22 protein-coding genes and 1 riboswitch are annotated in these 23479 nt (G+C 43.7%); of the genes, 9 read left to right on the plus strand and 13 right to left on the minus strand.

Features of this window, described 5'->3' with window-relative positions:
* Nucleotides 1-70: 70 nt before the first annotated feature.
* From GWR21_RS27240 to GWR21_RS27255, 4 genes are all read right to left on the minus strand, one after another.
* Nucleotides 71-388, minus strand: coding sequence for a LytR/AlgR family response regulator transcription factor (locus GWR21_RS27240; protein ID WP_162334866.1), 318 nt, complete (start codon nucleotides 386-388; stop codon nucleotides 71-73).
* A gap of 348 nt (nucleotides 389-736) precedes the next feature.
* Nucleotides 737-1363 carry a CPBP family intramembrane glutamic endopeptidase gene (locus GWR21_RS27245; protein ID WP_162334867.1) on the minus strand — a complete coding sequence of 209 codons (627 nt, stop codon included), beginning with the start codon at nucleotides 1361-1363 and terminating at the stop codon, nucleotides 737-739.
* A 181-nt stretch (nucleotides 1364-1544) separates the two neighbouring features.
* Nucleotides 1545-2120 (minus strand): Crp/Fnr family transcriptional regulator, encoded by a 576-nt coding sequence (locus GWR21_RS27250; RefSeq protein WP_162334868.1) that lies wholly within the window; start codon nucleotides 2118-2120, stop codon nucleotides 1545-1547.
* 291 nt (nucleotides 2121-2411) lie between these two features.
* Entirely contained in the window at nucleotides 2412-3260 is an 849-nt protein-coding gene (locus tag GWR21_RS27255) for a CPBP family intramembrane glutamic endopeptidase (RefSeq protein WP_162334869.1), read from the minus strand.
* A 214-nt stretch (nucleotides 3261-3474) separates the two neighbouring features.
* Here GWR21_RS27255 and GWR21_RS27260 point away from each other — a divergent pair, with 214 nt between their 5' ends.
* Together GWR21_RS27260 and GWR21_RS27265 are read left to right on the plus strand one after the other, a co-directional pair.
* The gene (locus tag GWR21_RS27260) at nucleotides 3475-3954 is read left to right on the plus strand and encodes a helix-turn-helix transcriptional regulator (RefSeq protein ID WP_162334870.1); all 480 of its coding nucleotides are present in this window, start codon (nucleotides 3475-3477) and stop codon (nucleotides 3952-3954) included.
* Nucleotides 3944-4594, plus strand: coding sequence for a nucleotidyl transferase AbiEii/AbiGii toxin family protein (locus tag GWR21_RS27265; protein WP_162334871.1), 651 nt, complete (start codon nucleotides 3944-3946; stop codon nucleotides 4592-4594). Before GWR21_RS27260 ends, GWR21_RS27265 begins: the two co-directional genes overlap by 11 nt.
* A gap of 154 nt (nucleotides 4595-4748) precedes the next feature.
* Here the strand turns inward: GWR21_RS27265 and GWR21_RS27270 are convergent, their stop codons facing one another.
* From GWR21_RS27270 to GWR21_RS27285, 4 genes are read right to left on the minus strand one after another with little or no spacing between them, the layout of a single operon-like run.
* Nucleotides 4749-5420 (minus strand): P-loop NTPase family protein, encoded by a 672-nt coding sequence (locus tag GWR21_RS27270; RefSeq protein WP_162334872.1) that lies wholly within the window; start codon nucleotides 5418-5420, stop codon nucleotides 4749-4751.
* Nucleotides 5353-5895: a hypothetical protein gene (locus GWR21_RS27275; protein WP_162334873.1), complete on the minus strand. Its 543-nt coding sequence runs from the start codon at nucleotides 5893-5895 to the stop codon at nucleotides 5353-5355. The genes GWR21_RS27270 and GWR21_RS27275 overlap by 68 nt, the downstream gene beginning before the upstream one ends.
* Nucleotides 5896-5921: 26 nt before the next feature.
* The gene (locus GWR21_RS27280) at nucleotides 5922-6113 is read right to left on the minus strand and encodes a hypothetical protein (RefSeq protein WP_162334874.1); all 192 of its coding nucleotides are present in this window, start codon (nucleotides 6111-6113) and stop codon (nucleotides 5922-5924) included.
* A 27-nt stretch (nucleotides 6114-6140) separates the two neighbouring features.
* Nucleotides 6141-7049, minus strand: coding sequence for a hypothetical protein (locus GWR21_RS27285; RefSeq protein ID WP_162334875.1), 909 nt, complete (start codon nucleotides 7047-7049; stop codon nucleotides 6141-6143).
* 575 nt (nucleotides 7050-7624) lie between these two features.
* Nucleotides 7625-7813, plus strand: a riboswitch (cobalamin riboswitch).
* Nucleotides 7814-7986: 173 nt separating this feature from the next.
* Between GWR21_RS27285 and GWR21_RS27290 the strand changes: the two genes are divergently transcribed.
* The 4 genes from GWR21_RS27290 to GWR21_RS27305 are packed head-to-tail and all read left to right on the plus strand — an operon-like array spanning nucleotide 7987 to nucleotide 13793.
* A complete protein-coding gene (locus tag GWR21_RS27290; RefSeq protein ID WP_162334876.1) occupies nucleotides 7987-10194 on the plus strand; it encodes a TonB-dependent siderophore receptor in 2208 nt (735 codons plus the stop codon).
* 17 nt (nucleotides 10195-10211) lie between these two features.
* Entirely contained in the window at nucleotides 10212-10919 is a 708-nt protein-coding gene (locus GWR21_RS27295) for an ABC transporter ATP-binding protein (protein ID WP_162334877.1), read from the plus strand.
* Nucleotides 10919-12310 (plus strand): ABC transporter permease subunit, encoded by a 1392-nt coding sequence (locus GWR21_RS27300; RefSeq protein WP_162334878.1) that lies wholly within the window; start codon nucleotides 10919-10921, stop codon nucleotides 12308-12310. The genes GWR21_RS27295 and GWR21_RS27300 overlap by 1 nt, the downstream gene beginning before the upstream one ends.
* A gap of 16 nt (nucleotides 12311-12326) precedes the next feature.
* A complete protein-coding gene (locus GWR21_RS27305; RefSeq protein WP_162334879.1) occupies nucleotides 12327-13793 on the plus strand; it encodes a DUF3526 domain-containing protein in 1467 nt (488 codons plus the stop codon).
* Nucleotides 13794-13957: 164 nt separating this feature from the next.
* On the opposite strand, the gene GWR21_RS27310 is transcribed toward GWR21_RS27305, so the two are convergent.
* Together GWR21_RS27310 and GWR21_RS27315 are read right to left on the minus strand one after the other, a co-directional pair.
* On the minus strand, nucleotides 13958-14143 hold the full coding sequence (locus tag GWR21_RS27310; protein ID WP_162334880.1) for a hypothetical protein: 186 nt from the start codon (nucleotides 14141-14143) through the stop codon (nucleotides 13958-13960).
* 54 nt (nucleotides 14144-14197) lie between these two features.
* Nucleotides 14198-14650 (minus strand): DUF6934 family protein, encoded by a 453-nt coding sequence (locus GWR21_RS27315; protein ID WP_394367232.1) that lies wholly within the window; start codon nucleotides 14648-14650, stop codon nucleotides 14198-14200.
* 415 nt (nucleotides 14651-15065) lie between these two features.
* Between GWR21_RS27315 and GWR21_RS27320 the strand changes: the two genes are divergently transcribed.
* A complete protein-coding gene (locus GWR21_RS27320; protein ID WP_162334882.1) occupies nucleotides 15066-15551 on the plus strand; it encodes a hypothetical protein in 486 nt (161 codons plus the stop codon).
* Nucleotides 15552-15674: 123 nt separating this feature from the next.
* Here the strand turns inward: GWR21_RS27320 and GWR21_RS27325 are convergent, their stop codons facing one another.
* The 3 genes from GWR21_RS27325 to GWR21_RS27335 form a co-directional block, all read right to left on the minus strand.
* Nucleotides 15675-18131, minus strand: a complete 2457-nt coding sequence (locus GWR21_RS27325; protein ID WP_162334883.1) for an ABC transporter permease — start codon at nucleotides 18129-18131, stop codon at nucleotides 15675-15677.
* A gap of 292 nt (nucleotides 18132-18423) precedes the next feature.
* Nucleotides 18424-19134, minus strand: coding sequence for an RloB family protein (locus GWR21_RS27330; RefSeq protein WP_162334884.1), 711 nt, complete (start codon nucleotides 19132-19134; stop codon nucleotides 18424-18426).
* Nucleotides 19113-20453: an AAA family ATPase gene (locus GWR21_RS27335; RefSeq protein WP_162334885.1), complete on the minus strand. Its 1341-nt coding sequence runs from the start codon at nucleotides 20451-20453 to the stop codon at nucleotides 19113-19115. The genes GWR21_RS27330 and GWR21_RS27335 overlap by 22 nt, the downstream gene beginning before the upstream one ends.
* 491 nt (nucleotides 20454-20944) lie before the next feature.
* On the opposite strand from GWR21_RS27335, the gene GWR21_RS27340 reads away from it, so the two are divergent.
* Nucleotides 20945-21235 (plus strand): hypothetical protein, encoded by a 291-nt coding sequence (locus tag GWR21_RS27340; protein ID WP_162334886.1) that lies wholly within the window; start codon nucleotides 20945-20947, stop codon nucleotides 21233-21235.
* 39 nt (nucleotides 21236-21274) lie between these two features.
* Entirely contained in the window at nucleotides 21275-23479 is a 2205-nt protein-coding gene (locus tag GWR21_RS27345; RefSeq protein WP_162334887.1) for an outer membrane protein assembly factor BamB family protein, read from the plus strand.

Below are 23479 nucleotides of genomic sequence, written 5' to 3' on the forward strand. Positions count from 1 at the left end.
CAAAGGTGACAAGACCGGAAAACGTGGTGACAAAACCGGAAAACGTGGTGACAAGAATTTTACAGGTCTTTTAATAAAGGATAAAATGGCTGAAAAAGGTCTCCCTGTACTCTTCACTGAGTGGTAGTTCTACACCTGTATTCATCTTTACATCTTTGCCTACACTTTCAATATGTGCAGTGGCTACTATAAAATTTCTGTGTATACGCAGGAATTTACCTGCTGGAAGGTCGTTCATGAATTTTTTCAAACTGCATTTTATACGTTTACTACGGTTGTTGATCAGCTTCAGCTCGACGTAATTTTCTAATACAGCTACATAAATGATATCACTGGTGTTAACTTTTACACGAATACCATTTACATATATCAGGAAGGGTTTTTCCATGAATACATTTAAATGTCCGATAATAAGAATGGATTGTAGTGATTGCAGATGTGCAAAAAAGCACACAGGCTATGTAAGTGTCATAGCACCTGTAGTAGTAGGGAGTGGCGTGATAGGAGGTATCTGGAGTTGACAAGGTTAACAGGAACGATCACCTGACAGATCGCTAATCTTACATCAGTCATTCAGTCTGCATTTCGTTAAAAATGGGGTGTGTGTTGTTTGTTTTTTCATTGTATAAATATACGAAAAATAATAGCCTGATAGTCATTGTGCAGCCCGTTTTTATCAAATAGAACGGCAGGTGGCAATGGCGCCACCTACCGTTTTCAGTTTGTTTTTTATTGATCAAATTGCCTTTGCTGAAAGGAGGAACAACGCACCAATAATTATTACATCCTGGATAAAGTGAATGGTCCAGGCCCAGAAGAACCCCCTGGTTTCATATACCGATTTGGCCAGCACAAGTCCTAAGATACCTGCCATTACCGCGCCCATGATGCCGCTTGGCATCCCGGCTATATGCGGAAGTCCAAAAAGTACCGCTGAAATAACGAAAATAGTCAGCGGCGAAAGGAGATCTGTCAGTGGTGATACAATGCCCATCCTGTAAATCATTTCTTCGGCAAATGAGTTCGTCAGTGCGAATAATAAGATCCAGCCTATTCCACCTGGCAGTTGCCGGTATTCCACATCCGCATTTTTTAGTTGAAACAACATGAAAGCTCCTGTGGCCAGACTGATGACGAGTGCCAGCGAGCAGCCTGTTTTAAGCCAGTTGTCGCCTGCTTTAATGCCGAATAGTTTCATTTCTTCGGATGGCGCGCGAAGATCACCTGGCTTGAAAAAAATGGTAAAGGCCTTTCTGTTCAGCAGGTAAGTCGTTGTTAATGATAATAAGGTAATGGCCAGCAGACTGAGTTGGTAATTTATCTGAAAGTTTACATAGGGATTCCTGGTAACCGACAGGAGCATGGTTTTTTTAAGGTACGTTGATGAAATGAAAATCATTGCTGTGTAAACAATTACCAGCATGATGGGAACTGCTACTTTAAATGTTACTTTTCCTGACATGACGATCTGTACTGATGTTAATTCAATACAAAGATATCTGCTGCCTGGCCCGCAAAACATATCCTATGATAAGAAATATAGCCTACATTATTTTTTTCCTTATTCTGCTGAAGCTCTCCGGCGTGATACCCAGGTAGGAGGCAATATACTTGTTGGGCGTTCTCTGAATGACATCCGGTTGTTTATCGAGCATTTCAATGTAGCGTTGCTCGGCGGTTTTTGACAGCAGATTTAGTTGCTGCGTTTGTTTATGAATGAACAGACTTTCAGCTGCCATCTGGCAGATCAATCTACCGTATTCGGTTTTAGCAAGTTCGCTGAAATGATGCCGGCTTATGCTGAAAAGTGTACATGGTTCGAAACATATCACTTCAAGGTCGGTTACCTCATGCGTCAGAAACGAGAGGTAGTCCCCAAAGAACTCCCCATCATAGCAAAGGTCAATGCATAAATAATTGTTGTTTTGATACAACATGATGCCTCCTGAACCTTTCAGCATAAAGTAAAAATATTTTTCCTTTTCGCCATGTTTTTTGAGGATCTGATTCTTTCGGGTTTGTATAACGTCCCCGTGCATGGCAAATGTTTCCCAAACATGTAACGGTGCGTTAAAGTAAATGTCAAAGGCTTCTTTAAATATTGTTGCTAAATTGTTCATTGATGGAGTGATGCAGTCAGGTTTTGGTTCAGATCAGTGAATGAATGTAACGCTGATATCACATGTAATGTACGGCAACAGAAAATGTTGCAGGTCCTACTGGATGATTTCTTTGGAAAGCTTAATGTCTCCTGGTGGGCAAAAATGACTAAGACATCTACTGACACCGCATTAAGGGATATCCAGGATCTGGTTACGAAAAATGTCCTTGAACAGGAGGGCAGCGGAAAAAACACAGGTTACAGGCTTAAGAATAATGGATCTTAATTGCCTGGTCTCTTTTTTGCCTCTTCAATGTGGATGTTGAGAGAGATTTGACGGCCCCTTTTTCTGAATCAATAAACACCCTGCAGCGAAGATCACCGCAGAAATAGCAAACCATAATATATAAACCGGTATGCTGAATTCTGCAAAAATATGATCTGCATCCGGCAAGTAAAACGTCATCAATACCGACGTCCCATTCACCGTAGCATGAATAATGATTCCTGGCAATACCGACCGTGTCTTATAAAACACCCATCCTAAGAATATACCGATCGCCAATGCGGGAATGGCCTGCCAGGGGTTCAGATGTATGGCGCCAAAAAAGATCGCTGAGATGCCGATGGCATTATCAGGGGAGTAATTTTTCAGCAGACCCTTCAGCAATATTCCCCGGCATAAAACCTCCTCCAGGATTGGTGCTGCAACCACGATTGTCAGTATTGAAAAAACATCTGGTTTAACCAGATCATTAAAAAATTCCTCTACAGCTTCCGGCATTGGCACGAGCAGCGACAATCCTTCTACCCATACGCACAACGCCAGTGTACTGATAATTAATACCGGTGTAAGCCAGATCATCTTCCAGCCGGTTCCGCGTGTGACTGATCGCGGTTGCTGCTGAGGGCGCGCGTTTGTTGCATATTTTATGATGAGTAACAGCGACACGCTATAGCTTAACAGGTTGACCAGCGATTTCAATAAGGGCGTCACCAGGTCATGAAGAAAAGTTACTATCACATAAGTAACCAGACTTACCATGATCATGTAAAAGATCGAGACGAAAAATAGTTTTACAGCAAATCTCAGATCGATGGTATTGTTGTCCTGATCTTTAGGAGAATTATCAAAGTTGTCGTTGTAGTGGTCGGTCATGTTGGATGTTGTAAGAAGACTTAGGGATGGGTAATAGTATCATGAGGTATCCACACTCCATCCCTCACCCGAATGATGTATGGAAATTTGTCACCTCTTCCAAACTATGTAATGGTTTGATTTTTAATAATTTGATATATTTTTCTTATATAGCAGGATACAATATCCGACTGCATAAATGCCGAAAATAAGCAAAATTGTTTATTTTTATACGATGAACGAGGAACTTTCCATACTAAAAGGCATACATCCCGGAATCATACTGGAAAGGGAACTTCGAAAAAGAAATTTTTCAAAAGCTCAGTTTGCCCTTTCGATTGGTGAATATCCACAGACGCTGGGAGCTATTACGAAGGGTAAAAGAAATATGAATACAGCTCTGGCATTGAAAATTGAGCAGGCGCTTGATATGGAAGAGGGCTATTTCATGATTTTGCAGGTATTCTTCGAAATAAAAATGGAAAAACTCAAACAGCATTCAAATAATTCCTCCGATCATCCTAAATTAAGGAGACTATTATTCTGGGATACCAGAATGGAGAAAATTGACTGGCAAAAGCAAAAGAGAGCAGTTATTCAAAGAGTATTTGAAAGGGGCAATGATCAGGAAAAACAAGAGGTCATTCGTTTTTATGGTAATACTGTAGTTGAGAATATATTAAAATATAAAAGTATCCCCAATAATGACACCTAAATTACACTGGAACACTGTTTCTCCATTGTTGAAATCTATTCTCCTGCAGTTAATGAACTGCGATTTATTTGAACAATTCCGGCTCGTAGGAGGGACCGCACTTAGTCTTCAGATAGGGCATCGCTTATCGATAGATATTGACTTGTTTAGTGATGCGCCATATGGCTCCTTGGATTTTGATTCAATCGACAAGTATCTGCGCAATACATATGCTTATGTTACAGATCCCGGGCCTGGCCCAGTGGCTTTTGGAAGGTCATATTTTGTTGGTAATTGCGAAGAGGATGCTGTTAAGCTTGATCTATATTATACCGATAATTTTATTCAGCCACTTTTAGCCGTGGACAACATCCGGATGGCCACCATAGAAGAAATAATTGCTATGAAATTAGATATAGTGCAACGTGGTGGACGCAAAAAAGATTTTTGGGATTTGCATGAAATGATAGAAACCTATTCACCAGTGCAAATGATTGCTCTTCATCAACAGCGCTACCCATATAATCACGATGAGGCAGTTATTAAAGCGAATTTCTCAAATTTCGAAAACGCGGATGACGATTTCGAACCTGTTTGTTTGCGTGGGAAATATTGGGAGGTCGTTAAGCTGGATATCATGGAATATATCAGAAGAAATTGATCCGGTCACACCCTGAGATATAAGTGTCATTTTTTGATGTAAAATGGACTTACCATGTACTGGAAATACGCCCCTGCATGACTACAAGGGCTTCTCCTGTTTCAAAGAACAGAAGTATAGCCTTAACCCCGCGAGATATGTTTTTCACAATTCCTCACCTCCGCTTATCGCGCGACTCCGGATGAAACGCTATCAGATTAAACATCTCCCGCATCCTGCTCCGCATCTCCTCCCCATACATCGCTGCCAGCTCTGTTGCATTCAGCTTCGTAATAACATGTGTCACCATCTCATGAGAATGCATCAGATTATACCTCGTAAACAGTATCTGCCCCATCAGGTTGATCTTATTACCCCAGAAGTTGACAATACTTTCCTGTCCCACATCATCAAAGCAATAAGCCACCGGCATTTTACGGTAGGGATTGAACGCACGTTTACTGTATTTCAGGATGACATCACTCCCCAGCTCATTGAACTCCAGGGTTACGTCAACCGATGATTTAAGATACGGACGGTGATCCGGCAGGCACAGGTGTGAAATGATACGCATCAAAGCCGTCTTTCCACAGCCTATAGGCCCGGTCAGTAAAAGCCCTTTCTTCAGATCAATGTTCTCTTTTTCAGCCACTTCTTCATCGTGCAGGAAGTAGGCGATCAGCTTTGTAACCACAGGTCTGTCGATGTCAGCTATTGCATAGTCTTTACCGTAAAGACTTCTTCCTTTTTCCCCGATCTTTTCGAGGAGATGTATATAATCAAAACGGCTCATCGTAACATTTGTCCTTGTCTGTGGATAATCCGTTGTTTGTTGTGTTATGTGCATGATTATTTTTTTGCAATGAGGGAATGTAGGCGATCCATTTACCAGCGGCAGCTTTCCAGTTAACAATAGGTTGTCCGCTTAATGTCCAGCCTATTGCTTCATAATGAAGATAAAAGTTATCAGCTTCCTGTACCTCCTGACCTGCTGCCAGAAAATACGCGCGCACTTCTTCGGGTGCCGGTACCATTATTTCCTTATTCTCTTTTATACTGACAAGCTGCGTGCGCGTAGTTTGACGCCCGTTTTTATATAAGTTTAACTGTTTATTATTATAAGAGGGATGCATATCTGCACCTGTATGATGTGCAGTAACACACGCCGTATCATGTGCATTTTCTGTCGTCATAGGAGGTGCAGTTATGCCTGCCACAGGAGGTGCTTTTTTACCCAACGGAAGTATCCTGATCACACTGGAGGCAAATGGTGCTGCCGGTGGTTTGTAGATGATCAACCCACAGTCATGTAGTTGCTTCATACATTTGATATACGTTCTGTTAGCACCTATTTTAGAGATCCTGTCCACAAAACGCCGTCTATTGTCAGGAATACAGGAAAACGTTGCAGGTTCCATAAATGAAATAATGCAATATACAGGCTGATATCAGCAGGACGTAGTCGCTCATGTTCATGTACAAGTGTGTAAAAGGCATTCATGTGATGGACGTAATTGATGTTAAGATGGGAATTGTTCATAAGTTCTGATTTGATGGATGATGAATGTTAATTACCGGCTGTTTCAAGTTGCATCAGCTGCCTGATGTAATATATTTCCCATTTGAACCAGTTATCCAGGTGGATCTTCAGTGGCTGCTGATCTGCCATGAATGATATGCCATCTTCTACCAGCAGGTGCGCCGTTCTTTTTCGTTGGGTTATCAGCCAGATATACTGTTCTCTGATATTACTGTTTGCATAGGTTGCTGCGAATTGTGTGGTCAGATAGCCAATATATTCCTTACAGTTGAAATCAATACATTGCAGCCGGTCATGCAGTTGCTTTTCGTCGCCATTTTCATCTCTCACAAACCTGACCAGCTCACGGGCAAGTCTGGCTGTGTAATGCCGGCGATTGTAGGTCAGTGGTGCATCAGGCGCCGGCAGGATAGCCTCTTCCAATGGTGCAAGAACGATCTGCTGCAGACGGCTGTCAAGAGACCGGAAGAGTGGCGAGATCTTTACAGTGACCAGCGCATCTATGACCTGGATGCTGTGCAGATGCTTACTGTAAGCGGGTAATCTGTATTCACGATCCATATACCGCGGGAAATTCGCTTCCATGTAGACGAACAGATCATACAATACCTTGTGCAGATATTTAAACGTGTTGCCTGTTTCGTCACCAGGACTATAATTGTGCATCCATTCGCTTTCTCCGTCAGGCAACCATTGTATCAGTTTATCAGTCAGCGCTACAATATCATATTGTGTTGACCTGATGGCGATTCGTATTGCTTCTTCATTCGGTGCACTTTTGACGGTTGATAAGAGTTGCATATCCAGGTTGGCACGTTTCCATGCACCGGGCGTGATGATCCTGTTAATAAAGTGGTTACTGAGCACATTCGTTTTGTGCAATTGTTTTGGAATGTCCTCATTGATGAGGAAAGCAAGATGGGAGAAATTGTACATGTTGTAAATTTTAGATAAAAGAATAGTTGTTAATACCCGCCAGGTCGTATATATGCACAGGCTATTATGCACACGACTACGCGCGTAAAAAGTTATAGTTAGGGTGTAATTAAATTGTTGATTTGTGGGCTAACGGGTGTCCTGGGGAATTATAGTAGGACTGGTAGGGCTAGTAGTAGTAGTAGGGGTAGTAGGGCTAGTAGGTATAGAGCGGAGGAAAGGGCTGACAGAGAGAGGGAAAGGACAGACAGACATGGAGACGTGCGCAAACCTGAGAGATCAGGTAAAGGCAACGCTGCGGACAGATTGAGACGTAATCTTGTGTGCATGTTTGTTAAATTACAATTTGTGAAATCAGTTTTAATACGTGATATGAATTTAAAACAGTTTGCGAATACAGAGATCATTTTTAGAATATTTATTTCAGAATAATATGATCATTTTGCTGGGGCAGATAGCCACGTGTAGCGCGATTCCGGCGATTCACTGCATCGTATTCCGCAGCGAAATGGTGATTCTTCGCTATTATTCTTCTAAAAAGGACTAACTTCGCCGCCGCAAGTTCTTTTCTATACACATCATCAAATAGCAGAGGTGTCCGCTTTACGCGGAATTAAAAGGGAATTGTGTGTAAATCACAAGCTGTCCCGCAACTGTAAGTAACTTCCAGGTTTTACCCTCGTTGTCCACTGTTCGCTGCCAGCGGATGGGAAGGACGGTAAAATGTTACAAGTCAGGAGACCTGCCTTTACTGTATTGACAATGCTTTCGTGGAATGAAGCAGTTGTTAAGCTGATATGCATAACCTGATAAGCCGGTCATTTCCTATAGATCCGGCCATTTTTGCATATGCCTGTATGACGACTTATTTCCTCCATTCTGCATTGTAGTGTAACAACGACATCAATATCACTATTACCTTAGTCATTCACCTGCAATGAAGTTTTTTATTACTACTGCTTTCGTATCCCTCTGCTGCTGTATGGCAAATGCACAAACAGCCACAGAAGGTAACTTTCACGATTCACTCAGCTACCGGGGTACACCCGGCACGCCTGGATACGTTCGGGATACAGGGCGGATGCTGAATACGGTAAATGTTTTGTCCAGGTACTATAAGCAATACAGCCTGCATACTGTATCCAGTGCCTTACGCCTGCAAACGCCGCTCCTCAACCTTTCCCAGCATATACAGGAGATAGGACCGGAGATCATCCGCGATCAGGCCAGCCTGAATATGACGGAAGGTATCTCCCGTAATGTCAGCGGTGTGATCAGACAGGAAGTCTCTAACAACCTCGGGCCCTATATGTTCATGCGCGGTGGACAGATCTCTTCGCTGCGCAATGGTATTGACCTGACGCCGATCTACAGAGGGCCGGTTCCGGAAGATGTAGCCATCATTGACAGAGTAGAATTTATCAAAGGTCCTTCGCTGTTCATGAGTAACATAGGCGACCCTGCGGGCACATTTAATGTAATGACTAAACAGCCCACCGGCAGAACAAGGCAGTCTGCCGATGTGATGCTCGGCAGTTGGGACCTGTATAGAGTAGCCGCTGATCTGGAGGGTACGCTGACAAAGAACAAAAAGCTGCTGTATCGCCTGAACACAATGGGTATGCGTAGCAACTCCTTCGTGAAGTACGATTTTAACAAACGCTTCCTCGTAGCGCCTGTACTAAAATACAGCATCAGTGACCGCACTTCCGTTACTGCTGAATATACCTTCCAGCAATTCAGGTATGGCCTGATGAGCCCTATCGTCATGACGCCTGATGGCTTTGGTACGTTGCCGGACGACTTTACGATCACCGCGAAAGATCTCCCGCCTTATCGTGTGTCAGATCACACTGCGTTTCTCACTTTCTCACACGCATTTAATGACAACTGGACATTCACCGCCAGAGGTGCATTGATGCAGAATAACAAAGAGGGTATTTATATGTGGGTAACTGGTGTGAATAATGCTGATCCGCATGTATTACTGCGTAACCCGAAGTATGATCTCGATAAAACACAGGTGTTCTCGCAACAGGCATTTGTGAACGGCACCTTCCATACCGGTCGTTTCAAACATCAGTTGCTCGCCGGTGTGGATATGAATCAGAAGAGATTTACAGCGGACAGCTACGTGTCCTACGATACCTACAAAGACGCCACCGGTGCGACGCAGCTGACCTATTACCCGCTGGATATCACTCACCCTGATTATAACGAACAGGTGCCCGTATACCATACTCCCGGTGGGGTGCATAATGGAAATACCCACCAGAAAATAGCTTATTACTCTTTGTATGCACTCGACGAAGTATCGATGTTCAGTAACAAATTGAGAATAACAGTAGGTGGCAGATTTACAGGTATCACTACGGATAACAACGTCTCCAATGTAATAACCACATCATCTGATAAAGTGTTCACACCCCGTATAGGGATCAGTTATAGCGTGCTGCCGTCGTTCACCATATATGGACTGCACGACAGGACCATCGTGCCACAGGCTGGTATCATCAGGACAGGGGAAGCTGTCAGGCCGCTTAAAGGAGAGAACTATGAACTAGGTATCAAGAAGAACTGGATGGATGGGAAATGGAACACCACACTGGCGGTATATAATATTCGCCGCGCTGGTATCATGTCCGCCGATCCTGAAAACAACCAGTATAAGATCCAGGTGGGAGAGACCCGCTCAAAAGGTATTGACGTAGATATCGTTGGTGCACTGACCACCTGCCTGAATGTAGTGATAAACTATGCCTACAACGATTCGAAGATCACACATGATGTGAACAAGCTCCTTGAAGGTACGCCGACACCTATGTATGTGAAACACGTGCAGAATACATGGCTGAATTATCAGCTGCCTGTAGCGGGCTATCACATTGTTTCCTTCTCCCTTGGCTATCAGTACCAGGGCGGACGTGGCGAAAGATACGCTACCGCTACACAGCATAAAACGCCTGACTTCTTCCGGGTAGATGCTGGTCTGGGATGGAAGTACAAACATATCAGGGTGAACCTGCTGGTGAATAATCTGCTTAACAGGGATCTCATCGCCACGCCCTGGTACAGGAACGGTCTCTATTACTGGGTACCGCAGGCATCTGCCAATGGTCGTCTTTCCCTTGGATACAACTTCTAAAACATCAACAACCTTATATGCTGATCGCAGAGAACTTAACGAAACAATATGGCGAGCATATTGCCCTCGATAAACTTAATCTGGAAATTAAAACAGGTGAGGTATATTGTTTGCTGGGCTCTAATGGCGCCGGTAAATCAACGACTATTAATATCTTCCTCGGCTTCATACCTGCTACTGCCGGCAGGGCGATTATTGACGGACAGGAAGTCTCCGTGAATAATGCCGCTACCCGGAATCTGGTGGCCTATATTCCGGAGATCGTCAACCTTTATCCTACACTAAGTGGTATGGAGAATCTTGAATATTTCAGCGGACTATCTGGTTTCAGTTATTCAAGAAAGGAGCTGGAAACATACATGCAAACGGCAGGCTTGCAAAGTAACGCTTTAGATAAGCGCGTATCCTCCTATTCGAAGGGCATGCGTCAGAAAGTAGGCATCGCCATTGCGCTGGTGAAGAAGGCCAGGGCCCTATTCCTGGATGAACCCACTTCGGGTCTTGATCCGCATGCCAGCAATGAATTTTCCCAGATCATCACCCGCCTGAGTGAACAGGGCGTATCTACACTGATGGCTACGCATGATCTGCTGATGGCAAAGAATCTCGGTAACCGTATTGGTATCATGCACAAAGGTAAATTACGACATGAGATGAATGCTGCTGCTGTTTCTCATGCGGAGCTCACCAGGTTGTATATTGACGTTGTTAAAGAAGAGATCTGATGATAGCACACATTGTTAGAAAAGAACTCAGAGAGATCTTCCGGACATCAAAAATGACCTGGATGATGGGCGGACTCCTGGTATTGATCGCGCTTTCCCTCTACAATGGCTACTCCTACTATGTGTCTCACAGCCAGATGCTGAAGGAATCGCAGGAGGTGACCTATAAACAGTTTATCAGCCAGGGGAATAAAAACCCGCACCTGGGCGCTCATTTTGGCTTCTATGCCTATAAGCCGACTGCCGGCCTGGCGATGATCGACAACGGGATCGAAGACTATACAGGTAACTCTTTTTACCTGGAACCACATAAAAGAGGGATCATCAAATTCAAAGAGGTAACAGATGCTACCAGTCTGAAAAGTTTCGGCTTCCTGAACATTGCCTATCTTATTCAGTTCATTTTCCCGTTGTTCATCTTCCTCATCTGTCATAATATCTTTTCCAAAGAGTGGGAGAATGGTACGATCAAGATGCTGCTGAGTTCCCGTGCAACAAAGCGCGATATCTATATCGGTAAACTGATCGCCTGTTTATGTGTGGTGTTTGCCATTATTGCCATCATTGCAGTTACGGCGTTCATGCTGTTGCTGAAGAGCGATGCGGATCTGGGAGCTGTTATCTATAATTACCTGATATATGTATCAGGGTTGATCGTGTTTTCTGCCATCCTCACAAGTGTGGCCGTTTCGGTATCTCTTATTACCAGAAGTTCGACGTTGTCGCTGGTGGTGTTGTCCGGATGCTGGCTCGCCGGCGTATTCCTGATTCCACGTCTCGCGGCAGAGATCTCAAAGAAAGTACATCCTTCTATCACCTCTATTGAATTCGAAGCTGATACCTTTAATAAAATGCAATATGGCGTAGACGGAGAAGGTACCAAAGACTATAGAAGAGAGCTGCTGCTACGCAGGACGCTACAACAGTATCACGTGGATAGCATACAACAGTTGCCGGTCTTTTTCATTCCCATCACGATCGAATACTTTGAAGAATCTGACGGTAAGGTGATGGACAGGGCCTACGGTGCTATTGAACAAAATCAGGCGCAGCAGGATGCATTGGTAAGGTCGTTGTCACTTTTTTCCCCGTTCCTTGCATTCCGCGATTTCTCCATGCATATGACAGCTACCGACATGGATACGCATAATGACTTTGCACAGAAAGCAGAAGAGCACAGAAGGAGGATAGGAGTGATGGTAGATGATTTCTATCAGAAGAACACCGAAGCGACCAATGCCTTCTGGAAGACAGTGCCGCAGTTCAGATACGAGCCCCCTGATACATTCCGGCGGCTGGCAGCATCCATCGAAGCGATCGGAGTGTTGTTGTGCTGGGTGGTGGGTACAATCGTACTGATGATTTTTTCATATCGTAGGATGAAGATCTGACGAATAACTGACCGTAATGATGAATAAGAACATGCTGCGTATAATTGCGAAGCACGAAATAAAACTACTGCTTAGGAACAAGGTGCTGGTATATCTGTTTACAATTATATTTTTTATGCTGCTGTCTGCGCTGTGGATCGGCAGTAGTATGCATAAAAAACAGTTAAGCACGATTGATAAGGTACATGCCTATAACAAAGAGATCACGGATAGTCTGGTGACACGGATAAAAAGGATTGAGGCGAATAATATGGTCTATCCGGGTTTTATCTGGGATGATCCGACCTTTGCCTATAACACCGCCAGGAATGAAGGGCCGCAATATGCGATAAAGGAGCCGTTCCCGCTACAGGCGATCTCCATCGGGCAAAGTGATCTGCAGCCCTTCTACTACAAGGTATACATCAATAAGAAACAGTACCTGACCTATGATGGTGAAATTGCCAACAGCTTCCTGCAGTTCATCGGCAACTTTGATTTCGCTTTTGTTGTGATCTATCTTTTCCCATTGCTGATCATCGTGTTCACCTATAATGTGCTGTCTGCTGAAAAGGAGCAGGGTACCTGGGTATTACTGAAGACGAGCAATCAGTCGCTGGCCAGGTTAATCGCTTTCCGCATTGCTATCCGGTACATATTGTTTATGCTGTTTTTCTGGCTGCTGGTGACTACCGTCCTGGTCGCCTTGCTGGGGGGCGCTTTCCTGTCGACGGTCAACTGGTGGTGGACGGTCACCTACGTATCGTTGTACTTCGCCTTTTGGTTTGGACTGTCGCTGTTTGTGAACAGTTTTTCCCTGTCCTCCACCGTGAATGCCATGACGCTGATCTTCATCTGGCTGTTTACCGGCATAATAGTGCCTAATATCCTCCAGATCGGCCTGAATAAGGTCTACCCGATACCTAGCCGCATTTCGATGGTGAACGAGGAAAGAAAGGCTTTAAACAGCTATTTTGAAAAAGATGGACAGGAGCTGACGAAGGAGGTGTTTAATAATCCGCGGACCATGATCCGCCAGGCGTCTGTTGTGACCCCGGGCATGGTATACGGTTATGGCGTGATCGTGTATAAAAGCCAGGAGATCAAAGATGCCGCAGCAGAAGTAGCGGAGCGTAAGCTATATGGGCAGATAGCACGGCAACAGGATGCTATCCGTCAGTTGCAGTTGCTCAGTCCTGCACTTACGCTGCAGGAACAGCTGGCTGCTTTTGCCGGTACACACTGGCATCAGTTCAATCAGTTCAGTATTGCAGTGGATACGTTCAGAAAGGAAACGCAGCGCTTTTATTTTCCGAAGATGGCATCCGAGCAAACCTATAGAACATTTACTGTAGAAGATGCCGCCAGGATTCCCCGTTTTAAACAGCAGGTATACGCAGGGTTTGACTGGCTCAATGTGTACATTCCTGTTTTCGCTTATGCAGGTATTACGGGGCTGATGATCGTGTTTGGTTACCGGCGGCTGTTGCATGTCATTAAATAGGATGCCGGATGACGGGGCAGGTAGGAATTATTGGTACAATAGTCTCCCATGAATAAAGAGCGGTCATGATAATTAGCATCATGAGCGCTCTTATTTTTATACAAGCTGTTATTAGAACGAATTCCTAATTCCTGTAAATGGCTTTTAGAGCCAGTTATAAAGATCTAGCCGTTGTTAAATTTTCGTTTTAACTTTTTTGGTAAACCAACACGACTGAGAAGCTTCTTTGCTGCAATTGCTTTTTTTTCAAAAAATGGATGCCCTTCGAATGAAGGCAATGCGGGATCTACGGTAATAAATGGCTTAGTACCGACCTCTTGAAAAATATCCCGTTTGGTTTTGCGTAACATAATACAAATTTAGTCTTTTTCTCTCAAATTATGAATGGTGCAAGAGCTTGGTAATCAGTCGTTTTTCTTCCTTAATCCCAGAAATGCTTGGTAATTCTTACTTCTTTTGAAAGATTCCCAGGATTCATCCGGAAGTAAACCATAGACATCAAATATGGGTGTTATTCGTTCAAGGTGCTTATTTATATTCATTTGGTAAAGACGTGTTCTTGCCTTATTGGTACCTTCAATTGAGATCATTGCCTCTGGAAATATGTTGGTAAAGTCATAAATAATTGACCCTATGGTGCCCATAATGACATCAACATCTTTATTGTCACTGATAGCAGTGTCGGAGATATCCCCTGTCGTAATATCTAGATTTCCGAATCCAAAATTGTAGACATCTTTTCCGATTGGATCAAACCTTGCAATTTTCTGTATCGCTCCATTAGGTCCGTTACTAATAAAATAGTAAGCCATAAATGTCTTATCTGTAGAATAATGGTATTTGTCAAGCCCGAGCATGCAGATGATGTGTCAATTGAAATGTTGGATAACGTAATATTGAAATAGATATCTTGGCAGACATTCTCTTTCTTGCTTGTCAGATCAGATCCTTCTACGTGAAATTTATCGCTTTTCGCCGTTTTAACAATCCGGAGATTTAGATTTTTCTATCGTTTAGTATTCTGTGCTATTATTTCACGCTACTGATGTGGACAGAGCAGTGCAAAGTTTAATTACACATTTTAAAATTAAGTTAATGATCAGTTAAGAAAAGTAAAAAAGATCATCATTAAATAACTTCTATACGGAGCTGTATAAGCCATTGCTTATGCTAATCCATAATTTTTCAACTGACAAATAAAAATAGCTGCTGCATTGGTAATGAATACGACAGAATGAAAGTAAATTACGCATCAATCGTAAACCATCTATCATGCAGCCAATTCCGTCTACAGCAGCAATTCTTGCTTACAAGGTATTAAACCGTCCAACTGAGCGGGCGTGGATTGATTGGGCATACGATATGTTGGTGGCGGGTTTTGATACTGAAGATTTGGTGATCCTGGCCGGTATGCAAGACCCACTTAACTACTTTGAAATGGCTATCCTAACTGATAGGGTGCTGAGTCAACTAAGTTTTGAATATACGAATAGGAATGTCGTGATACGAAATTATGCGGCCTATCTTGCTAAGCTGGGTTTGACAGGTGAGAGGAAGCCATTTTCTGTATTAGATGAGCTTAAGGATATTCATATCGAACTCGGCCTTGACAGCCCACTGGCGTATTTCTATGAATTGTACTATGCAAAAGAGGACTTACAATACAGCGAAGACCAACGGTATATAGAGGGAGTTGACCGGTCAAATATAGATCAGACAATTACAAATTATTTCCGGGAATGCGCCGGCCTGCCATGATCGTATTGTCACATTTATTTAGTCCAGGTATGTCCAGTACGAAGATCGATGGAGCTATAAAGACGGAAGACAGCACCTGTGCTGTCTTCCGTCTTTACACATGCCTTGATCAGGACGAGTACTTTACTCCGTCCTCAGACTCTTCACAGGGTTTGTCAACGCTGCCTTTATAATCTGGAAACCAAGCGCCAGCGATGCAACAGCAAATATAATGATACCATTCACTACAAATATCCAGTAACTGATACTAGTTTGATACGCAAACTGTTCTAACCACTTATGCATGGCCAGCCAGGCAATGGGGACGGCAATGATGAATGCAAAGAGAATGAGTTGCATGAAGTCTTTAGAGATCAGCACCACGATCTGGGTGACAGTAGCACCCAGTATTTTACGCACGCCAATTTCTTTGGTACGCTGCCGGATTGTATAGACAGCCAGGCCCAGGAGACCAAGGCAACTAATACATATGGCAGCTCCGGTAGCCCAGAACAGCAGACTAAGCACCTGCTGCTCGCTTTGGTAAAAGCCTGCTATTTCCTCATCCAGAAAGGTATAAGAGAAATCTTCCTTGGGATACACTTCTTTCCATGCTTTTTCCATTTTGGCAAAAGCTGCTTTCCATGAGGTACCTGCTTCCTGCTGGGGATAAAGGGCGATATTAAAAGTGTGTGCCATAGCCGGCCAGTTGCTGATGATCAGCGGTTTGATATGTTCCCGTAGGGAGGTCTGGTGAAAGTTTGCAATGACGCCAACAATTGGCACTGACCTTTCGCCATCCCATTTTATAAATTTACCTATTGCCTGCTGTGGTGTGGTAAACCCCAGTATCTGCGCATATCTTTCATTAATGAGCAAGCCGTTGATGCTATCGCCGGCACCGATGTTCTGCCCTGCGAGCAACCGCAGGTCATATAGTCTGAGGTAGCCGGTATCCGCTATTTTAACTTCAACATCTGTCTCAATTTCGTTTTTGCCATCGTTATATTGCATGGTGCTGGACCAGCTACCATTGGAAGATGGTGGTGCAAAACTCAGACTGGTCATCGAAATTTCTGGGATTGTTCTCAGCTTGTTCTGCAATACCTTCATTTTCCTTGTATCGTTTTCGTTAGCATTGGTGCTGAAATAAACGATCGCATTCTTTTTAAATCCCAGATCTTTGTGTAATGAATAGTGAATCTGTTTACTGACCAGGATGGTGCCCAGAATGAATACCTGTGCAATGACGAATTGTGATATAGTCAGCGTTTTGCGCATCCATGCATTACGCGTTTTATGGGTGCTGGAATAGCCGGGGTTCTTTATGATCTGAGAAGGGCTGTAAGCCGATAAAACAAGCGCCGGATAAAAGCCTGCCAGTAAGGTTACCAATAGTATGAGTAAGATCAGAAATACTATTACTCCCGGTTGCAGTACCGCACTAAGATGCAGTCCTTCGGGAATGAAACCGGCGAAGGCCCTTAAAATCAGTGGTAGTAGTATCAGGGATAGAATTGTTGCCACCAATGTAAGCATCAATGTCTCGCCCAGGAATTGAACGATCAGCTGTTTCTGAGAACTTCCTATAGCTTTCCGCACGCCTATTTCTTTTGTCCTTTGCGAAGACTGTGCGGTAGTGAGATTGATAAAATTAATGCAACCCAGGCATAGTAAGAAAATGGCAATCGCTAACAGACTATATAATACCCGTTTGTTAGCAACCGGTTGATCAAACGCACCGTAGTCGCTGTCAAAATGAATGTCGGCGAGCGGTTGTAGCCTGTAGGAAGTTTGATGATTATTCCCCGGCTCCGGTTTGTTGTATTTTTGATATATGCTGTTGATCTCTTTTTCCACATGTCCGGGTTGAACACCGGAAGAAAGTTTTACAAAAAGTTGTGATGCGCCGTTGGTGCTACCCCATTGATCCCAGTCTGCCGGCATCAGCCGCTGACTGCGGAGAGTGCTATGTGATATAAATGTTGTAAAGATTAGATCGGTATTTTCTTTAACGTCTTCTACAATGCCGGTAACAGTAGTTTGTATGGTGTCGTTGAAAGATAATTGTTTACCGATTATTTCGGGGGCGCTAAGTCCTGGAAAGTAAAGTTGCGCGCTGGACGCTGTTAGTACAGTCTGATAAGGCTGTAGAAGCGATGTGGTGGGTGTACCCACTATCCAGTGATATTTAAAAAGATTGAAATAGTCTGCGTCAGCGTAAACGATATTATTTTGTTTTTTGAAGATCTTTGATCTGCCGGTGGTCTCGTCTATGACAGTCACATTCGTATTGTCATTCCATGTGCGGAAGGCGGCCACATTATCAAGACCTGTAAGGTCATTCTTTACCGCCTTACCCAGAGGGGAAGCAACACCGCCGTTATGATAGTCAACTCCTGAAAATACGAAATCGGTCACCACCCTGTAGATCCGGTCTCGATCCTTTTCAGATTTATTGAAAGCGAAATGATAGGTCACCAGCAGGTAGATCACTAATGATGCGCTGATACCAATAGCAAGACCTGATATATTTATGGCAGCAAATGCTTTATTATTACAGATAGATCTCCAGGTGATGACTACGTAGCTTTTGAACATAAGGCGTGTATGTGTTTAATCAGAAGATAGCGAAGAGAATGCCATGCTTTAGGTGTTTGATAACCAATGTTATGTGTGCTTGCTGTCGTTCGGTTTAGCACAGTAGGTGTTCATTTTCGGCCATGAGCAATGACTGCAAAGGTCGATTATGCAATTCACAACTGGGTTACTGATCAGTTAATGCAGTTGAAAGACTTTATTGGATAAGCACCTGTTATTATACTATTGTACTTTTTTCAATTGACAGAAGAGATATGACTTTTTCTCTAGTCATCGCATCATCAAATGGGCCTTACTTCAGATCATATGAATACCAGTCTATCAATTCCCGTAACCGCTTCACTAATATATGAACAGTCGTACTGGGGTTAGCCTCAATAGGTTTTTTCCCTTTATGACCATCCAGAAGTTGTGCCGCACGCCTGATAGCATGTACCTCACTGCCTATTGCAAGAATACTATCTATGATATTGCTCTTGCCATGTTTATAAATGAAATGCTCAAATTGATGATGCTGTTTAATTTGTTGTTCCAGCAATTTATAGATCTCTTTTCTTGGAATAGCGACATCGTGTGTAATATCGATCAGATGCAATAATAACCAGAGCTCGAAGACCTCATTGCTGAAAGCGATACACATTTTTTCTTTTTCAGCCAATTTCCATGCTTCATTGAAACTGTCTAAGGTGGTATCGTTATTACCTTCATCATCTTTGTCAAAGACGATCCACACTTCATCAACAGATTTCCCTATTTCTGCATGTATTTTTTCCCTTTCCAATATTGCAGTTTCTACAATCCCTTTCGGTTTTTTACCTGTACCAATCTCTCTTAGGTAGACGGTGTTTGCAGGAAATTGTGCCTTTATCTTTCTGAAATAGTAAGGCTCAGTATTCTGGTCTTCACAAACAATAAGGATAAACTTATCATATCTTCTTGGCCTGAATGGACGTTTATCCTCGTTTTGTGTAGTTTTGTTTTTTATTTTTCCTCTTTTGGCCATTTTGTATCTCGAATGAATTTTCGGAAATTACCTAATATAGGAATTGCACCATAACGTCCCTCAAAATACCTTTTTTCTTTATCGGTATCAGGACGTTCTTTTTCCGATTTAAATTCTCCGTCCTTTTCTTCAAAGTGTACAAAGTCAGAAAGAGAATAGATTTCTGTACTTTCCCACTTATTTTTTTCAGAAAAATAAATCTGATCTCTTCTTAGTTTGGAATAACTCAATAAGTTCGTATCATGCGTAGCAAAAATTAGTTGGGCTCCGTTCGGATTGGATGTCTGATCAAGGAACAGATCAATCGTATTCAGTGTCATGATAGGATGCATCGCTGCTTCTATTTCGTCGATGATCAGCACACCTCCTTTAGATAATGCCCAGAGAATTGGTCCGCTAAGTTTAAACGCCTTTTGCGATCCGGCTGATTCTCTTTCATAAAAGTCCCAGATGTGTACGTTTGCGGTTGCTTGTCCGTCATTGTCATATAAGTTGTGAACCGCATTGACTTTGTACGTTTGCTGTCCCTGCAGCTGATTGATCAGTTCTTTTCTCAATGCCTCTGGCATGTTAGCTGGAAGTTCTGCTTCATCAAAGTCACGGGTCGCAATCTGAATGTCGAGAATACCAAGATTGAGCGATTTAATGTAGTCCTGTATTTTAATACTATAGGCTGAAGTGTTATGAAGCGCTACTGTACGTATATCATCGTCGGTACTCAATCCGTCGATCATATGTAAATATTTAAACCATTGCATTATTTTTTTGGGTTCTTCAAGATTAAGTGTGTCGCTTATAGATAGAAATAATGCATTCGGCCGCGTTGCCTCTATCGCCGCATCAATCACTTTTTTTGATCCTTTAAGACTGGTACTGACATCTATAGTATCGCCTTCTCTCTCAAAGATGTATACCTCCCGTCCTGCCGATTTCCGGAATAACCATTCTTTGTTTACTTCATATTCAGAAAACTCAAGGCCATAGCGATAACGGATGCCGTCAATAATGAAAGTAGCCTCTAATCGGGTTGGCTTATTTTCATAGCCGGCACGTAAAACGAAAGGATCATAAGGTAACTTCGCTGTTGAAGACATGCCGGCAGATGTATGTACCAGTCTGTCAAGTAAGCTGATAGCTCTGAGCAGATTAGACTTACCACTTGCGTTAGGTCCATAAAGCGCGATCGCGTTTAATGCCTGGTATTTTCCTTTTGTAATGATGTTCTGCAAATGATCTTTCTGATTCGTGGCAGGAATCAGGCTAATTTCTTGTTCAGCACCGATAGACCTATAGTTCGATATTTTAAATGCTATCAACATGGCGTTTTGGGAGGGTTTTCTACGAAAATAAGCAAGTTCGGTGTTATTTTATGATTGAAGGCGATTTTTTTTGGACCTGTTGAATTGTAAAAAACTATTGTAACGGCTGACTTCGTTTCTCGGAGAGCAGGTTATAACTAGCGTCGATCGCATTACAGACTGATCATCCACTCACTCATATCCGTTGAGGTAAGCTTTCACCTCCGTTTCTCCTCCGTTTTAAAACGGAGGAGAAACGGAGGTGAAAGCTTACCTCAACGAATACAAACCATTACCAAACCGGCCCTGTGCACTTGCGTCCAATATCCGGCGTTATTCAATACCCCAATGCTATTTCTGCCCTAATTGCGTGTATATCAATACGTTATCTGTATTTTCCTTGTTGATAGTGGATTTTGAACTGAACTATTTGTTAATCAATTATTTAAGACGATGGATTTGCGTAAATTCCGCATCTCCTAATCTGTTAAATTTGTATAAAACCTACAATTATGGCAAGAACAAAAAACGCTTTGTTAACAGGTATGAAGGTCCTCAAAAGTCCCGCTACCAGAAAATTAATGGTCAAGAAAATAAAAGGCCGCAGCTACGTCGGCAAACCACCCGATATGAGCCATGTTGTTTTATCTCCCGCGCAACTGGAGTCAAATGATAGATTTGCAGAAGCGGTGCAATTTGCAAGGGGTATTATCAGTGATCCTGTGAAGAAGGATGCCTATAAGAAACGTCGCGGCAGCAGTGTGTACCACAGCGCGATCAGAGATTACATGGAGCAGTACTAGTACATGAATAATTCCACGTTTACCACATTGAAACACACTATGAGCTATTTGTCCGACGTGTTTTCCCGCAGCTATGTTTACCTGTTTTTACTAGCCATCATTTTCACCTCCTGCCACCGGGGAGATTATAACTATGCTGAATGGCAGGTATACGGCGGTACAAAAAATGCGCGACACTATTCCGCCCTCAAAGAGATCAATACGGCTAATGTCAGCAAGCTTACTGTCGCATGGACCTATCATACCGGCGACGCTGATACGGCATTGCACACACAGATCCAGTGTAACCCGATTGTAATAGACGGAACACTCTACGGCACCAGCCCTAAAATGAAATTATTTGCGCTGGATGCCGGAACAGGAAAGCAGCAATGGCTTTTTGATCCAGCTGTTGCGATTAAGGTGGATACAGCCGCAGGTACAGATCCAGCTGCGCTATTTTCCAACACCGGCCGCGGCGTCACTTACTGGACAGACGGTAAGAACGACAAACGAATTTTTTATACAGCAGCGCACTACCTGTTATGTATAAACGCAACTGATGGAAGGCCTGTAGGAAGTTTTGGTAACGACGGGCATGTTGATCTGCATGACGGATTAGGTGCTGATAGGAAGGACCGTTTTATCACTTCCAATACACCTGGTATCATCTACAAAGATCTGCTGATCGTCGGTTCACGTGTGGCAGAGGACGCAACTGCTGCTCCCGGGCATATCCGTGCATATGACGTGCGCACAGGAAAGATCCGCTGGACATTTCATACCATCCCGCAGCCGGGAGAATTTGGGTATGAATCCCTGGAAGATAAGGATGCATGGAAGCACCTTGGCGGCGCAAACTGTTGGGCGGGAATGAGCCTGGATGAAAAAACAGGTACCGTGTTTGTACCAACGGGTGCTATTGCCGCGGACTTCTATGGTGGCAGCAGACTGGGAGATGGCCTGTTCGGCAACTGTATCCTTGCATTGGATGCGGCTACAGGCAAACGGATCTGGCATTTCCAGACGGTGCACCATGACCTGTGGGACAGAGACCCACCTTCTGCGCCTGTGCTGGTGAGCATTAAGAAAGATGGTAAGGACATAGACGCCCTCGCACAAACCACTAAAGCCGGATTTATCTTTCTATTAGACAGAACCACCGGAAAACCGATCTATCCCGTTGAGGAAAGACCGGTACCTGCCACATCGGATTTAGCCGGTGAGCAACCTTCTCCCACGCAACCAGTACCCACCTGGCCGAAGCCGTTTGTACGACAGGTACTCACGGAAAAAGACCTGAACGACCTCGTACCTGATAGTGAATATATAGCGCTGAAAAGACGACTCGCAGGTTTGAAAACAGGCGATATCTTTACGCCGCCCTCCAGACAGGGAACCGTGATCTTTCCCGGATTTGACGGAGGCGCAGAGTGGGGCGGACCTGCCTATGATCCGGCTTCAGATATACTCTATGTGAACGCCAGCGAAATGCCGTGGATCCTGACTATGATAGCGGTAAAAGACAAGGCTGCACATAAAGAAGATTATCTGGAAGCAGGTAAGCGCTTGTACAGGCAGAATTGTATGTCCTGCCACGGCCCGGAGAGAAAAGGAGGCGGCAATTATCCGTCATTATTATCCGTCAATAAAAAATACAGTGATGCAACTTTCCATCAGCTGCTATCAGCAGGGCGCGGCATGATGCCGGCTTTCAACCGGTTGACCGAACAGGAGCAACACGCGATAGCCGCATTCATCCTCGAACAGAAAGACCAGCACGCAAAGCCATTTGTTGCTTCATCTTCAGAAGACGATCGTTATCTGCATCTGCCATATACCAACACAGGCTATCACAAGTTCCTCACCAGGGAAGGCTATCCGGCAGTGAAGCCACCGTGGGGTACGTTAACAGCGATTGATCTGAATACCGGAGCGGTTGTGTGGAAAGATACGTTAGGCGATTACCCGGAGTTTAAAGCTAAAGGCATACATACAGGTACGGAAAATTATGGCGGTCCTGTAGTGACGGCCGGCGGACTGCTCTTCATCGCTGCCACCAAAGACAGTAAGATAAGAGCTTTCGATAAAAAGACCGGCGTATTACTATGGGAAGCTGACCTGCCGGCATCAGGGTTTGCGACGCCTGCGGTGTATCAGAAGGACGGAAAGGAATATGTCGTTATCGCATGTGGCGGCGGCAAACTGAAAACTACTTCCGGCGATGCTTATGTTGCTTTTGCACTACCATCTCAGAAGAAATAA

Source organism: Chitinophaga agri (assembly GCF_010093065.1).
Taxonomy (GTDB): domain Bacteria; phylum Bacteroidota; class Bacteroidia; order Chitinophagales; family Chitinophagaceae; genus Chitinophaga; species Chitinophaga agri.